Here is a 15,009-nt window from a genome sequence, read left to right on the forward strand (position 1 = left end):
GGAAACCGGGAGCGCCGGAAGGAAATGACGTGAGTGACGACCGGGAGATCGTGCCAGACCGCCCCGGCAACGGTGAGCGGGCCGGCCGCATTGGCGGGCGGATCGCGCGGCTCGGCCGGCGTATCGCGGTGCTTCTGCTCCTCGTCTGGGTCGCGCATGGGCTGATCGGCTGGACGATGGCGGAATCGCAGGCTCTCAAGGGCGGCGAGATCCCGGCTCTGTGGGTGCTGGTGCTTCTGCTCGTCGCCTATGCGCTCCTCATCGCGCTGCCGTTCGTGCCGGGGGTGGAGCTTGGCTTGACGCTCTTGATGGTCGAGGGCGGCTGGATCGCGCCCTTCATCTGGGGGGCGACGCTCGCCGGGCTGATGCTCTCGTTCCTGGTGGGGCTGGCCCTGCCCTACCCGGCCCTGCGCCGCACGCTCGCCGATCTCCGCCTCTGCCGCGCGGCCGAGCTCGTGGCGCAGATCGAGCCCCTGGACCGCGAGGCGCGGCTTGACCACTTGCGAAGCCACCTGCCGGGCTGGCTGGCGCCGCTGGCGCGGAACTACCGCTATCTCCTGCTGGCGCTTCTGATCAACCTGCCGGGCAATTCGGTGATCGGCGGCGGCGGCGGCATCCTCATGGTCGCGGGATGCAGCCGCCTCTTCGCGGCGCCGGTGACGCTTCTGACCGTGGCGCTCGCGGTCGCACCGGTGCCAATTCTCGTCTTCGCGCTCGGCGAGGGGCTGCCGTTGCCGGGGTTCTGAGACCCGGCGCCTCAGCCGACCCGGCGGCGGGCGAGGCTCGGCCCCGAGGGTCCGAAGCGGTTGCGCAGGATCTGCAAGAGCCGGCGATGCATCGAGCGGTGCCGGTTGCGGATATGCAGGCCGGCATAGATCGGCTGCGGAATCGGCGGCGCATCACCGACCAAGCGGCAGGTGCCGGCGCGGATGAGGTCGGTGGCCGACTGGCGCAATACATAGGCCGTCCCGCCGAGCGACCCCAGAAGCGCGACCATCGCCGCGTTCTGGCCGATCGACAGGCTCGCGGAGGCCAGCCGCGGATGCATCTGCGCATGAATCTGCGGCATAGCGTCGGAGTAATGCGGCATGATGTAGGTCTCGGCGTTCACCTCGCCGAGCCGGTCGGTCTCGGTCGAGACCATGAGATAGGTGATCTCGCCCAGCGTCTCGAAATAGAGGTCGGGGTGGAAGCGCGGGGTGAAGAGGATCGCGAAATCCTCGACACCGGTGGAGAGGTCGGAACTCATCTGCGCCGAATAATCGGCCTCGAAGAGGAAGGAGGTGCCGGGCAGCGCGGCGCGGAAATCCTTGATCAATTCGGAGAAGTGGATGCCGACGAGGTCATGCTGGATGCCGATCCGCATCGTCACCGCGCCGGAGCCGGTTTCACCGATCGCGTGGCGCGCCTCGGTCCAGCCGTGCAGCAGCGCCCGCGCGTGCGGCGCGAAGCGCAACCCCTCGGTCGTGAGCTCGGTGCCCGAGCGCGAGCGGATGAAGAGCCGGTGGCCGAGCGTCGCCTCGAGCGAACGGACGCGTCCCGACACGGTGGACTGGGTGATGCCGAGCCGGTCGGCGGTGCGATTGAAGCTCCGGGTGGTGCAGAGGTCGAGGAAGGTCTCGATGAGCTCGATCTGCATCAGAGCGTCATCCCGTCGGGAAGGGGGCCGAGATCCGCGCGGACCGTCGCGAGCGTGTCGAGATCGCGCACCCATTCGTAGAAGATGCCCTTCACGGTCGTCACGGTGATCCCGGCATCGCGCATCCGGTCGAGCCCGGCCCCGTGGCAATCGCCCGGCGATCCGGTCGCGTCGACCAGCACCGCGACCCGGAACCCGGCGGCGAGAAGCCCGAGCGCCGACTGGGCGACGCAGACATCCGTCTCGAGCCCCACAAGCACCGCCTGCGGTCGCTGGAAGGCGCGGGCGCCGGCGAGGATGTCGGCCTGGCCGGCGAGGCCGAAGATCCGCTTGTCGTGGACCGGTACGTCCGCACCGAGCGCCGCGACGATCTCGGGCAGGGGCGGGCCGTTCCGGGCGATATCCTCGGCCATGGCCAAAACCGGGATGCCGAGTCGCCGGGCGGTGCCGATCAGCCAGCGGATCCGGTCCACGAGAGGCGCGCGCGCCTCGGGTGCGAGCTTGTCGACAAAGAGCTTCTGCACGTCGATCACCGCGAGAAACGACTTCGATCGGTGGAACAGGGGATCGGACATGATGCGACTCCGCTAATCGATCTTTCCGATCAATAATACGACACCTGACGAATTGAAAGCGGGGTGAACTGCCCCGATACTCCGGCCGCAAATCACCTTGGGGGGCGTCATGGCCGAGATTCCGACAACAGCGCGCGTGGTCATCATCGGGGGCGGCGCCGTCGGCGTCTCGACCCTCTATCATCTGGCCAAGGCGGGCTGGACCGACTGCGTGCTGCTGGAGAAGAACGAGCTGACCGCCGGATCGACCTGGCATGCGGCGGGCAACGTGCCGACCTTCTCGACGTCGTGGTCGATCATGAACATGCAGCGCTATTCGACCGAGCTCTATCGCGGTCTCGGCGAGGCGGTCGACTATCCGATGAACTACCATGTCACCGGCTCGATCCGGCTTGCCCATTCCAAGGAGCGGATGCAGGAATTCGAGCGCGCGAAGGGCATGGGCCGCTACCAGGGCATCGACATGGAGATGCTCGGGGTGGACGAGATCCAGGGCAAGTATCCGTTCATCGAATTGCATGACCTGAAAGGCGCGCTTTACGATCCGACCGACGGCGACATCGACCCCGCGCAGCTGACGCAGGCGCTGGCCAAGGGCGCCCGCGACCTCGGCGCGACGATCCTGCGCTTCACCCCGGCGACGGGCGTGAGCCGCGAGAACGGCGAATGGATCATCCATACCGAGAAGGGCGACATCCGCTGCGAATATGTCGTCAACGCCGCCGGCTACTACGCCCAGAAGGTGGGCGAGTGGTTCAAGCCCTATGGCGGGCGCACCGTGCCGATGATGGTGATGAGCCACCAGTACCTCCTCTCGGAGCCGGTGGCCGAGCTCGAGGCCTGGTCGAAGGAACATGGCCGCAAGCTGCCGCTCCTGCGCGACGTCGACACCTCCTACTACCTGCGGCAGGAGAAGACCGGCTTCAACCTTGGGCCTTATGAGCGCAACTGCAAGGCGCATTGGGTGACGCCGAACGACCCGTTCCCGGAGGATTTCTCGTTCCAGCTCTATCCGGACGATCTCGACCGGCTGGAGTGGTATATCGAGGACGCGATGGCGCGGGTGCCGCTCCTCGGCTCGTCGGGCATCAGCCGCGTCATCAACGGGCCGATCCCCTATGCGCCGGACGGGTTGCCGCTGATGGGGCCGATGCCGGGCGTGCCGAACGCCTTCGAGGCCTGCGTCTTCACCTTCGGCATCGCCCAGTCCGGCGGCGCGGGCAAGGTGATGGCGGAATGGATCACCGAAGGCGCGACCGAATGGGACATGTGGGCGGTCGATCCGCGCCGCTACACTGACTACACCGACCGCGACTACTGCATCGCCAAGGGCATGGAGACCTATGGCCACGAATACGCGATGCATTTCCCCTGGCACCGCTGGCCGGCCGCGCCGGACCGCAAGCTGTCGCCGGTGCATGACAAGGTCAAGGAGCTTGGCGGGCAGTTCGGGGTCTACAACGGCTGGGAACGCGCGACCTGGTTCGCCAGGCCCGGCGACGACACCTTGGAGGAGGCGACGCATACCTGGGGCCGCTCGGGTCCGTGGGAACAGCGAATCAAGGAAGAATGCGAGGCGGTGCGCGACGGGGTCGGCGTGCTCGACCTGCCGGGCTTCTCGCGCTTCAACCTTTCCGGGGCGGGCGCGGCCGACTGGCTGCGCGGCATGATCTCGGGCGCACTGCCGAAGGTCGGGCGCATGAACCTCGGCTACTTCCCCGACAATCGCGGCCGGATCCTGACCGAGATGTCGATCCTGCGCCACGGCGATGAGGAATTCACGCTGATCACCGCGGCCACCGCCCAGTGGCATGACGGCGAGCATCTGAGAAAGAACCTCGCACCCGGCCTAACGCTGACCGACCACACCACCGAATACGACACGCTGATCGTCACCGGTCCGAAGGCGCGCGATCTCTTCGCCGCGATCGGCGAGGCCGATCTGACGCTGCCGTGGCTGTCGATCCAGACCGGCAGCGTCGCGGGCAAGCCGGCGATGCTGGCGCGGGTGAGTTTCGCGGGCGAGCTTGGCTGGGAGGTTCATGCCAAGGTCGCCGACATGCCGGCGATCTATGACGCGGTGCTCGGCGCCGGTGCGAAGCCCTTCGGCATGTGGGCGCTGAACTCGCTCCGGCTGGAGAAGGGCTACCGGGCCTGGAAGGGCGATCTTTCGACCGATTACTCGCTCTTGGAAGGCGGGCTGGAGCGGTTCGTCAAGTTCGACAAGCCGCAGGACTTCCCCGGCAAGGCAGCCCTTCTGGCCGAGAAGCAGCAAGGGTCGAAGAAGCGGTTCGTGACGCTGACCGTCGAGGCTGGCGAGGCGGATGCGCCCTACATGTCGACGCTCTGGCACGATGGCCAGGTCGTGGGCGAGACCACGTCGGGCGCCTGGGGCTACCGGGTCGGAAAGTCGATCGCGCTCGGGATGCTGCGGAGCGATCTCGCGGTGCCCGGCACCGAGATCGAGGTCGAGATCTATGGCGAGAGGTGCCGCGCGGTGGTCGAGGAAGACCAGCCGCTCTGGGATCCGGAAAACGCGCGGATCCGCGCGTGACGGGCGGAGGCCGGGGGTTTCACCCCCGGACCCCCAGGATATTTTCAGCAAGATGAAGGGTCAGAACAGTGACTAACCTGCCAAAAAAAGCTCGGGTCGTGATCGTCGGAGGGGGCGTGGTCGGGTGTTCGGTCGCCTATCACCTGACCAAGCTCGGCTGGAAGGACGTCGTTCTGCTGGAGCGCAAGCAGCTCACCTGCGGCACGACCTGGCATGCGGCGGGGCTGATCGGCCAGCTCCGCGCCTCGGCCAACATGACGCGGCTCGCGAAGTACTCCGCCGATCTCTACCGCGGGCTCGAGGCGGAGACGGGGCTTGCGACCGGGATGAAGCAGGTCGGCTCGATCTCCGTGGCGCTGACCGAGGCGCGCAAGGAGGAGCTTTATCGCGGCGCTTCCATGGCGCGGGCCTTCGGCGTGCCGGTGGAGGAGATCTCGCCCCAGGAGGTGAAGGAACGCTATCCGCATCTCAACATCGAGGGCGTGAAGGCCGGCGTCTGGCTGCCGACGGACGGGCAGGGAGATCCGGCCAACATCGCTCTGGCCTTGGCCAAGGGCGCCCGCCAGCGCGGCGCGGTCGTGGCCGAGGGCGTTAAGGTGACGGGCATCGCGGTGGAAGGCCGTCGGGCTAAGTCGGTCTCGTGGGAGCAGAACGGCGAACAGGGTGTCATCGAGGCCGATCACGTGGTCAACTGCGCCGGCATGTGGGGCCACGAGGTCGGCCGCATGGCGGGCGTCAATGTGCCGCTGCATGCCTGCGAGCATTTCTACATCGTGACCGAGCCGATCCCGGGCCTGACGCAGATGCCGGTGCTGCGGGTGCCGGACGAATGCGCCTATTACAAGGAGGATGCGGGCAAGTACCTTCTCGGCGCCTTCGAGCCGAACGCCAAGCCCTGGGGCATGAAGGGCATCCCGGAGGATTTCTGCTTCGACCAGCTTCCGGAGGATTTCGATCATTTCGAGCCGATTCTCGAACGCGCGGTGAACCGGCTGCCGATGCTGGCCGAGGCTGGCATCCATACCTTCTTCAACGGGCCGGAGAGCTTCACGCCGGACGATGCCTACAATCTCGGGCTCTCGCTCGAGGTCGACAATTACTGGGTCGCGGCCGGGTTCAACTCGATCGGCATCCAGTCGGCCGGCGGCGCGGGCATGGCGCTTGCCCAGTGGATGGAGACGGGCGAGAAGCCGTTCGATCTCGGCGATGTCGATGTCGGTCGCAACCAGCCGTTCCAGGGCAACAGGCACTACCTCTTCGAACGGTCGAAGGAAACGCTCGGCCTGCTTTATGCCGACCACTATCCGTACCGCCAGAAGGCGACCGCGCGCGGGGTGCGGCGGACGCCGTTCCATGCGCATCTGGAGGCCAACGGCGCGGTCTTCGGCGAGATCGGCGGCTGGGAGCGGGCGAACTGGTTCGCGAACGAGGGCCAGGAGCGGGACTACCAGTACAGCTGGGGGCCGCAGAACTGGTTTTCCAACCAGGCCGCCGAGCACAGGGCGGTCCGAACCAATGTCGGCATGTACGACATGTCGTCCTTCGGCAAGATCCGGGTCGAGGGGCGCGATGCCGAGGCCTATCTCAACCATATCTCGGGCGCGGACATGTCGGTGGCACCCGGCAAGATCGTCTATACCCAGTTCCTGAACAGGGCGGGCGGGATCGAGGCCGACGTGACCGTCACGCGGCTCTCCGAGACCGCCTATCTGGTGGTGACGCCGGCGGTGACGCGGCTCAAGGACCAGGTCTGGATGCGCCGGCACATCGGCGTGTTCAACGTCGTCCTCACCGATGTGACGGCGGGCGAGGGTGTGTTGGCGGTGATGGGGCCAAACGCGCGCAAGCTGATGCAGGCGGTGAGCCCGAACGACTTCTCGAACGAGGCGAACCCCTTCGGCACCGCGCAGGAGATCGAGATCGGCATGGGCCTCGCGCGGGCGCATCGCGTCTCCTATGTCGGCGAGCTCGGCTGGGAGGTCTATATCTCCTCCGACATGGCGGGCCATGTCTTTGAGACGCTCTGGGATGCCGGTCAGGGCATGGGGCTGAAGCTCTGCGGCATGCACATGATGGATTCGTGCCGGATCGAGAAGGCGTTCCGCCATTTCGGCCATGACATCACCTGCGAGGACCATGTGCTGGAGGCGGGTCTCGGCTTCGCCGTGAAGACCGCGAAACCCGGCTTCATCGGCCGCGACGCGGTGTTGCGGAAGAAGGAGGCGGGGCTGGAGAAGCGGCTTCTGCAGTTCAGGCTCTCCGATCCCGGGGTGATGGTCTATCACAACGAGCCGCTGATCCGCGACGGCAAGATCGTGAGCTATCTCTCGTCGGGCTCCTATGGTCATCATCTGGGTGCCGCGATCGGCATGGGCTATGTGCCCTGCAAGGGCGAGACGGCCGCGGACGTGCTGGGATCGGCCTATGAGGTCGAGGTGGCCGGGCGGCGGGTGAAGGCAGAGGCGTCGCTGGCGCCGATGTATGACCCGAAATCGGAACGCGTGCGCATGTGAGTGAGCGCCGGGGGGCTGTCTGCCCCCCGGACCCCCCGAGGATATTTCTGAAAAGAAGATGCCAATTGGCATTTCAGGAGAGACGGCATGTCTGACGAATCCACGAACTGCGAACCGCGGCGGGCGGCACGGGCCGGCGGGCGCGAGGCGCGCCGGGCAGCGCGGGCGGCGCCCCTGGCCGAGGGTATGCGGCCGATCCGGGCCGGGTTGCCGGGCGGGCAATACAAGCCGCTGACCGAGGCGGGGATGGCGAAGATCCATCAGGCGGCGCTCGACGCGCTGGAGGTGATCGGGCTTTCGCAGGCGCCGGCATCCGGCGTCGAGATCATGACCAAGGCTGGCGCGATACAGGGCGATGATGGGCGCCTCCGGTTCCCCCGCGCGCTGGTCGAGGACATGCTGGCGAAGGCGGCGCGCGACATCACGCTCTGCGGCCGCGATCCGAAGCACGACCTGCATCTGAGCGGGACCAACGTGCATTTCGGCACCGCCGGGGCGGCGGTTCACATCGTCGATCTGGAGACCAACACCTATCGCGATTCGACCGCGCAGGACCTCTTCGACGCGGCGCGGATCACCCACAATCTCGACAACGTGCACTTCTTCCAGCGGGCGATGGTCTGCCGGGACGTGCTGGACAATCTCGAGATGGACCTCAACACGATCTATGCCTGCGTCTCGGCGACGACCAAGCATATCGGCACCTCCTTCTCCGACCCGAGCCATGTCGAGCCCTGCATGGATCTCATTCACCGGCTCGCGGGCGGCGAGGAGGCGTGGCGGGCGCGGCCCTTCATCTCGAACTCCAACTGCTTCGTCGTGCCGCCGATGAAGTTCGCCGAGGAGAGCTGCATGGCGATGGAGCACTGCATCCGCGCCGGGATGCCGGTTCTCCTCCTGTCGGCCGGGCAGGCGGGCGCGACCGCGCCGGCGCCGATCGCGCTCGCCATCGTGCAGGCGGTGGCGGAATGCCTTGCGGGCGTCGTCTATGTCAACGCGATGAAGCCGGGCCATCCGGCGATCTTCGGCACCTGGCCCTTCGTCTCGGACCTGCGCACCGGGGCGATGTCGGGCGGCTCGGCCGAGCAGGCGCTGCTGACGGCGGGCTGCTCGCAGATGCACAAGTTCTACAACCTGCCCGGCGGCGCGGCGGCGGGGATCTCGGATGCCAAGCTGCCGGACATGCAGGCCGGGTGGGAGCAGGGCATCACCAACGTGCTGGCCGGGCTGTCGGGCCTCAACATGGTCTATGAATCGGTGGGGATGCATGCCTCGCTTCTCGGCTTCTGTCTCGAAAGCCTCGTGCTTGGCGACGATATCCTCGGCCAGGTGCTGCGCACCGTGCGCGGCATCGACGTGACCGAGGATTCGACCTCGATCGAGGCGATGAAGGCGGTGTGCCTTGGCGGTCCCGGCCATTACCTTGGCTCGGACCAGACGCTGCAGCTGATGCAGACGGAATATGTCTACCCGACGCTCGGCAACCGGATGAGCCCGAAGGAATGGGTCGAGGCCGACCGGCCGATGCTTCTCGACAAGGCGATCGCGCGCAAGAACGAGATCCTGTCCAAGGCCGGGATCCAGGTCGACCCGCAGCTCGATGCGGCGATCCGCAAGGACTACAACATCTATTTCGGGCTGAAATAGTGTCTGTTCTTGCGCGTCTGGGGCAGTTCTACATCAATGGCGCCTGGGTCGGCCCGGGCGCCGGGGCGAGAACCATGCCGGTCGAGAACCCGGCGACCGAGGAGATCGTGGGCGAGGTCGCCATCGGCTCGGCGGAGGATGCCGACCGGGCGATCCTCGCCGCACGGGCGGCGTTTCCCGCCTTCTCGGTCAAGCCCGCCTCCGAGCGCATCGCGCTCCTGAAGCGGGTGCGCGAAGTTTATCTCAGCCGCGCCGAGGACCTCGCGCAGGCGATGTCGGTCGAGATGGGGGCGCCGATCGGCTTTTCCCGCGAGGCGCAGGTCTGGGCGGGCGACGTGCATCTCGCCGCCACCATCGAGGCGGCCGAGCGGTTCCCCTGGGAGGAGCTGCGCGGCACCACGCTCATCCAGCGCGAGGCGATCGGCGTCGTCGGGCTGATCACGCCCTGGAACTGGCCGATGAACCAGATCGTCTGCAAGGTCGCCCCGGCGCTCGCGGCGGGCTGCACGATGGTTCTGAAGCCCTCCGAGATCGCGCCGCTGTCGGGGCTCATCTTCGCCGAGATCATGGACGCGGCGGGCGTTCCGGCCGGGGTCTTCAACCTCGTGAACGGCGACGGGCCGGGCGTGGGGTCGCGGCTTTCCTCGCATCCCGAGGTCGACATGGTCTCCTTCACCGGCTCCACGCGCGCCGGGATCCTGGTGGCTGAAGCCGCCGCGCCGACGGTCAAGCGGGTGGCGCAGGAACTGGGCGGCAAGTCGGCCAACATCATCCTCGCCTCGGCCGATCTGAAGGCGGCGGTCGAGGGCGGTGTCGAGGCCTGCATGTCGAACACCGGCCAGAGCTGCGACGCGCCGACGCGAATGTTCGTGCCGCGCGCGGTGCAGGAGGCGGCGCTGGGCATCGCCGGGACTAAGGCCGCGAGCCTCCGCGTCGGCGATCCGACCGATCCGGAGACCGGGATCGGCCCGGTCGTCAGCCGGGCGCAATACGAGAAGATCCAGGGGCTGATCCGGACCGGCATCGACGAGGGCGCGGTTCTGGTCGCGGGCGGGCTCGACCGGCCGGATGGCCTCAACCGGGGTCATTTCGTGCGCCCCACCATCTTCGGCAATGTCACCCCCGGCATGACCATCGCGCGCGAGGAGATCTTCGGGCCCGTGCTCGCGATCATGCCCTATGACAGCGTGGACGAGGCCGTCGCGATGGCCAATGACAGCGTCTACGGTCTCGGCGGCTATGTGCAGGGCGAGATCACCGAGGCCCGCGCGGTGGCGCGGCGCCTGCGCACCGGGCAGGTGCAGATCAACTACCCCGACTGGGACACCTTCGCCCCGTTCGGCGGTTACAAGCAATCTGGCAATGGCCGTGAATATGCCGACTGGGGCATCCACGACTTCTGCGAGACCAAGGGCATCATCGGATACGGCGCCTGAGGCGCCAAGGGAGACTCTCCATGCATTACGGTTACATCGGCCTCGGCAATCTCGGGGCGGCCTGCGCGGGCTGCCTTCTGAAGGCGGGCTTCAAGGTCACGGTCACGGACCTCAAGAAAGAGCTGGCCGAACCCCTGATCGCGGCGGGCGCGACCTGGTCGGACAGCGCCGAGGAGGTCGCGGCCTCGGTCGATCACGTCATCACCTGCCTGCCATCGCCGGCGGTCACCGAAAAGGTGCTGGCGCAGATCCTGCCGAAGATGAAGAAGGGCGCGACCTGGATCGAGATGTCGACGCTTGGCCGCGACGACGTGCTGGCCTTCGCCAAGGTCGCCGAGGCCCACGGCATCCACATGCTGGAACTGCCGGTCACCGGCGGCGTCCACCTCGCCTATCGGGGCGAGATCACCATGCTGCCGGGTGGCGACAAGGAGACCGTGGACCTGCACTGGAAGGCCTTCGAGGCGATGGGCAACCGGGTGTTCCACATGGGGCCTCTGGGGTCGTCCTCGATCATCAAGGTCATCACCAACATGCTGGCCTTCATCCATCTCAAGGCCTGCGGCGAGGCGCTGATGCTCGCGAAACGCGGCGGGCTCGACCTCGGGCAGGCCTGGCACGCTATTGCCGCTTCGTCGGGCAATTCCTTCGTCCATGAGACGGAAGGTGCCCTGATCCTCAACGGCTCCTACGACATTGCCTTCAACATCGACCTCGCGCTGAAGGATCTCGGCTTCGCGCTGAACTTCGGCAAGGAGTTCGGCGTGCCGCTGGAGCTCGCCTCGATGACCAACCAGACCTATGTCGCCGCGAAGGCCGCCTATGGCGGCGACGCGCAGTCGCCGATGATCGCCAAGCTTCTCGAAGACCAGCTCGGCACCGATCTGCGCGCGCCGGGCTTCCCGGCGCGGCTGGAATAGTCCCGAAACGACGCATTCCGTCGCGGAACGGGCTGACGACGCGCCCCGCCTGAGGCATCAGGGCGGGGCGCTTTTCATGAGGGCGGCATGGACGGATACGACTACATCATCGTCGGCGCGGGATCCGCAGGCTGCGTGCTGGCGGAGCGGCTTTCGGCCAGCGGCCGGCACCGGGTTCTGGTGCTGGAGGCGGGCGGAACCGACCGGCGCTTCTACGTCCATCTGCCGCTCGGATACGGCAAGCTCTTCTTCGATCCGGCGGTGAACTGGATGTACCGGACAGAGCCCGATCCGGGCCTTGCCGGAAGTCGCGATTTCTGGCCCCGCGGCAAGATCCTCGGCGGGTCGAGCTCGATCAACGCGATGGTCTGGATCCGGGGCCACGAGAGCGATTATCACGATTGGGAAGCCGAGGCCGGACCGGGTTGGGGCTGGGAGGCCGCGCGCGCGGCTTACCGGGCGATCGAGGACAACGAGGCGGGCGGCAACGACCTGCGCGGCACCGGCGGGCCGCTCTTCATCTCGGCCAACGGCCGCGACCTCCATCCGCTGGTCGAGAGCTATATCGGCGCGGCCGAAGCGACCGGCCTGCCCCGCAACGCCGATTTCAACGGCGCCGAGCAGGAAGGCGTCGGCGTCTACCAGATGACGATCAAGGGTGCGCGCCGAAACTCCGCCGCCCGCGCCTTCCTGAGGCCCGCGATGAAACGGCCGAACGTCACCGTTCTGACCCATGCCCATGTGACCCGTGTTCTGTTCGAGGGCCGCCGAGCAGTCGGGGTCGAATATTCCCGGAAGGGCGTTTTGAGCCGGGTCAGAGCCTTTTCCGAGGTCATCCTCGCGGGCGGCGCGATCAACAGCCCACAGCTTCTGATGCTCTCGGGCATCGGCCCGGCGGAGCATCTGAAGCGCCACGGGATCGAGGTCGTGGCCGACAACGCGCAGGTCGGGCGGAACCTCAACGACCATCAGGGCGTCAACTACACCTGGCGGATGAACGTGCCGACCTACAACGACATCCTGCGGCCCTGGTGGGGCAAGATGATCGTCGGCATGAAGTACTTCATGGGCGGCAAGGGGCCGCTTGCGAAGTCGATCAACCACGGCGGCGGCTTCTTCCGCACCGCGCCGGAGCTCGCGCGCCCGAACATGCAGCTCTACTTCCAGGCGTTTTCGACGCTGATCCCGCGCGAGGGCGAGCGGCCCTTGCTGACCCCCGACCCGTTCTCGGGCCTCTCCATCGGACTGTCGAACTGCCGCCCGACCAGCCGGGGCGAGATCACGCTTCACTCCGCCGATCCCTTCGCCGCCCCGCGGATCGTGGCAAACGCGTTTTCCACCGACCACGACGTCCAGGAGATGCTGGCGGCGGTGAAGTACCTGCGCCGGATCGCCGCCGAGGAGCCGATGCGCTCGCTCATCGCCGAGGAGCTGCGTCCGGGGCCGGAGGTCAAGTCCGACGAAGACCTCATCGCTGACTTCCGCGCCCGGTCGGGCACCGTGTTCCACCCGTCCTGCACGGTCCGGATGGGCGCGGACCCCGCGACCTCGGCGGCGGACCCGGATCTGAAGGTGCGCGGCGTCGAGGGGCTCCGGGTCTGCGACGCTTCGGCCTTTCCAACGCTGATCGGCGGCAATACCAATGCGCCGAGCATTCTCATGGGCTGGATGGGCGCCGAACGCATCCTGTCGGGCCGGAACTAGGGGACGATCATGGCTTACCTTCTCGGCGTCGATACCGGCGGCACCTATACCGACGCGGTGATCCTCGACGAGCGCGAGGACCGCGTCATCGCCTCGGCAAAATCGCTGACCACGCGGCCCGATCTCTCACTTGGCGTCGGCCGCGCCATCGACGCGGCGATCGAGAAGGCCGGGGTGAAGGCCGCGCAGGTCGCAATGGTCTCGCTCTCGACCACGCTCGCCACCAACGCGCTCGTCGAGGGGCAGGGCGGGCGCGTGGCCTTGGTCTTCATCGGCTTCGAGGAATCCGAGCTGGCCCGCGCCGGGCTGACCGACGCGCTGAAGGGCGATCCGGTGATCCGCCTCGCGGGCGGGCACAATCATGGCGGCGGCGAGGTCGCACCGCTCGATCTGGCAAGGTTAGAGACTGAAATCGCCACCCTAGGCGCCGACATCACCGGTTTCGCCGTCGCCGCGAGCTTTGCCACCCGCAACCCCGCGCATGAGAACGCGGCGCGTGAACTGATTCGTGAAAAAACCGGCAAGCCGGTGACCTGTTCGAACGAGCTTTCCGCCGGGCTCAACGGTCCGCGCCGGGCGCTGACGGCGGTGCTGAATGCCCGCCTCATCGGCATGATCGACCGGCTCATCACCGCCTGCGAGGCGCATATGGCGAGCCTCGGCATCGACGCGCCCCTGATGGTGGTGCGCGGCGACGGCGCGCTGGTTTCCGCGGACCTTGCCCGCGACCGGCCGATCGAGACGATCCTTTCCGGCCCCGCCGCCTCGATCGCCGGGGCGAGCTGGCTCACGGGCGAGACCGACGCCCTGGTGTCGGACATCGGCGGCACGACGACGGATGTCTGCCTTCTCAAGGACGGCAAGCCGATGATCGACCCGATGGGCGCGCGGGTTGGCGAGTTCCGCACCATGGTCGAGGCGGTGGCGATGCGCACGACCGGCCTTGGCGGCGACAGCGAACTGCACCTGATCGAAGGGCTGATGACCAGCCTCAGGCTCGGACCGAGGCGGCTGGTGCCGGTCTCGCTCGCGGCGCGGGACTACCCCGGGATCGTCCATGACGCGCTCGATGGCTGGCTCGCGCTCGACGCGGTCGGAGAGCATGACGGGCGCTTCGCGATCCCGATGTGGCGCGACACGCCGCCCGAAGGGCTGACGGGGCGCGAGGGCGCGGTGGTGGAGCGGCTGCTGGCCGGGCCGCGCCGGGTGACCGACTGCGTGCGGACGCGGCTGGAACTGCCAGCCTTGAACCGGCTCGTGGCGCGCGGCCATGTGATGATCGCGGGCGTCACGCCCTCGGACGCGGCGCATGTTCTGGGCCGGCTCGACAGCTGGGATGCCGGCGCCGCGCGCAAGGCAGTGACGCTCTTTGCCCGGCGCCGCAACGGGCGCGGCGACCGGATCGCGGCGGGTCCGGAGGCCTTGGCCGAGGCGGTCATCGACCAGCTCACCGCGCAGACCGTCGACTGCCTTCTGGAGGCCGCCTTCGCCGAGGACAGCCGCGACTGGGGCGAGGTGCCCGAGGGGCTCGCCCGCCATCCGCTGATGCGCGCCGGGCTCGACGGTCATTCCGGCATCGTGAAGCTGCAGGCGAGTCTCGGCGTGCCGGTGATCGGCCTCGGCGCCTCCGCGCCGTCCTATTACGGTGCGGTGGGCGACCGGGTCGGCACGCGGATGGTGCTGCCTGAACATGCCGGCGTCGCGAACGCGATCGGCGCCGTCGTCGGGCAGATCGCCATGCATGCCGAGGGCATCGTGACGAGCCCCGGCCCCGGCCTCTTCTCCGCCCACCTGGCCGAGGGGCCGAAACGCTTCAACGACCGCGACACCGCGCTTGCCGTCCTCGAAGCCGCGCTGACCGAGGATGCCGAGGGTCGCGCCCGGCTTGCCGGGGTCGAGAAGATGCGGATCACGGTCGACCGCGAGCTTTCCGAGATCGAGGTCGAGGGCCAGCCGATGTTCATCGAAGCGCGGCTCCGCGTCACCGCGCAGGGCCGGCCGCGGATCGCGGTCGGCTGAGG

Annotated in this window: 10 protein-coding genes; 8 read left to right on the forward strand and 2 right to left on the reverse strand. The window is 67.7% G+C overall.

Annotated features, from left to right (window positions below):
• The first annotated feature begins 29 nt into the window (after window positions 1-29).
• Window positions 30-746: a hypothetical protein gene (locus tag OEZ60_RS18150; RefSeq protein ID WP_263339292.1), complete on the forward strand. Its 717-nt coding sequence runs from the start codon at window positions 30-32 to the stop codon at window positions 744-746.
• A gap of 11 nt (window positions 747-757) precedes the next feature.
• Here the strand turns inward: OEZ60_RS18150 and OEZ60_RS18155 are convergent, their stop codons facing one another.
• Window positions 758-1,639 (reverse strand): LysR family transcriptional regulator, encoded by an 882-nt coding sequence (locus OEZ60_RS18155; RefSeq protein WP_263339293.1) that lies wholly within the window; start codon window positions 1,637-1,639, stop codon window positions 758-760.
• Complete coding sequence (locus OEZ60_RS18160; protein WP_263339295.1) at window positions 1,639-2,214, reverse strand: isochorismatase family protein; 576 nt, start codon at window positions 2,212-2,214, stop codon at window positions 1,639-1,641. The genes OEZ60_RS18155 and OEZ60_RS18160 overlap by 1 nt, the downstream gene beginning before the upstream one ends.
• 109 nt (window positions 2,215-2,323) lie before the next feature.
• Here OEZ60_RS18160 and OEZ60_RS18165 point away from each other — a divergent pair, with 109 nt between their 5' ends.
• The 7 genes from OEZ60_RS18165 to OEZ60_RS18195 all read left to right on the forward strand — a co-directional run bounded on the left by OEZ60_RS18165 (window position 2,324) and on the right by OEZ60_RS18195 (window position 15,007).
• Window positions 2,324-4,768 carry a GcvT family protein gene (locus OEZ60_RS18165; protein ID WP_263339297.1) on the forward strand — a complete coding sequence of 815 codons (2,445 nt, stop codon included), beginning with the start codon at window positions 2,324-2,326 and terminating at the stop codon, window positions 4,766-4,768.
• A gap of 68 nt (window positions 4,769-4,836) precedes the next feature.
• On the forward strand, window positions 4,837-7,281 hold the full coding sequence (locus OEZ60_RS18170) for a GcvT family protein (RefSeq protein WP_263339299.1): 2,445 nt from the start codon (window positions 4,837-4,839) through the stop codon (window positions 7,279-7,281).
• Window positions 7,282-7,368: 87 nt separating this feature from the next.
• Window positions 7,369-8,928 carry a trimethylamine methyltransferase family protein gene (locus tag OEZ60_RS18175; protein WP_263339302.1) on the forward strand — a complete coding sequence of 520 codons (1,560 nt, stop codon included), beginning with the start codon at window positions 7,369-7,371 and terminating at the stop codon, window positions 8,926-8,928.
• Window positions 8,928-10,364 carry an aldehyde dehydrogenase family protein gene (locus OEZ60_RS18180; RefSeq protein WP_263339305.1) on the forward strand — a complete coding sequence of 479 codons (1,437 nt, stop codon included), beginning with the start codon at window positions 8,928-8,930 and terminating at the stop codon, window positions 10,362-10,364. Before OEZ60_RS18175 ends, OEZ60_RS18180 begins: the two co-directional genes overlap by 1 nt.
• Before the next feature lie 20 nt (window positions 10,365-10,384).
• Complete coding sequence (locus OEZ60_RS18185; RefSeq protein ID WP_263339307.1) at window positions 10,385-11,284, forward strand: NAD(P)-dependent oxidoreductase; 900 nt, start codon at window positions 10,385-10,387, stop codon at window positions 11,282-11,284.
• An 87-nt stretch (window positions 11,285-11,371) separates the two neighbouring features.
• Window positions 11,372-12,988 carry a GMC family oxidoreductase gene (locus OEZ60_RS18190; RefSeq protein ID WP_263339309.1) on the forward strand — a complete coding sequence of 539 codons (1,617 nt, stop codon included), beginning with the start codon at window positions 11,372-11,374 and terminating at the stop codon, window positions 12,986-12,988.
• Between the two features lie 9 nt (window positions 12,989-12,997).
• Window positions 12,998-15,007, forward strand: coding sequence for a hydantoinase/oxoprolinase family protein (locus tag OEZ60_RS18195; RefSeq protein WP_263339311.1), 2,010 nt, complete (start codon window positions 12,998-13,000; stop codon window positions 15,005-15,007).
• Window positions 15,008-15,009: the final 2 nt, after the last annotated feature.

It is taken from the genome of Albidovulum salinarum (genome assembly GCF_025673475.1).
Classification (GTDB): Bacteria; Pseudomonadota; Alphaproteobacteria; order Rhodobacterales; family Rhodobacteraceae; genus Albidovulum; species Albidovulum salinarum.

What these genes read in the sequence shown, in the direction of transcription:
- OEZ60_RS18155 (WP_263339293.1), bottom strand. Translation starts at nt 1,639, where the DNA reads ATGCAGATCGAGCTCATCGAGACCTTCCTCGACCTCTGCACCACCCGG.
- OEZ60_RS18160 (WP_263339295.1), bottom strand. Translation starts at nt 2,214, where the DNA reads ATGTCCGATCCCCTGTTCCACCGATCGAAGTCGTTTCTCGCGGTGATC.
- OEZ60_RS18165 (WP_263339297.1), top strand. Translation starts at nt 2,324, where the DNA reads ATGGCCGAGATTCCGACAACAGCGCGCGTGGTCATCATCGGGGGCGGC.
- OEZ60_RS18175 (WP_263339302.1), top strand. Translation starts at nt 7,369, where the DNA reads ATGTCTGACGAATCCACGAACTGCGAACCGCGGCGGGCGGCACGGGCC.
- OEZ60_RS18185 (WP_263339307.1), top strand. Translation starts at nt 10,385, where the DNA reads ATGCATTACGGTTACATCGGCCTCGGCAATCTCGGGGCGGCCTGCGCG.
- OEZ60_RS18190 (WP_263339309.1), top strand. Translation starts at nt 11,372, where the DNA reads ATGGACGGATACGACTACATCATCGTCGGCGCGGGATCCGCAGGCTGC.
- OEZ60_RS18195 (WP_263339311.1), top strand. Translation starts at nt 12,998, where the DNA reads ATGGCTTACCTTCTCGGCGTCGATACCGGCGGCACCTATACCGACGCG.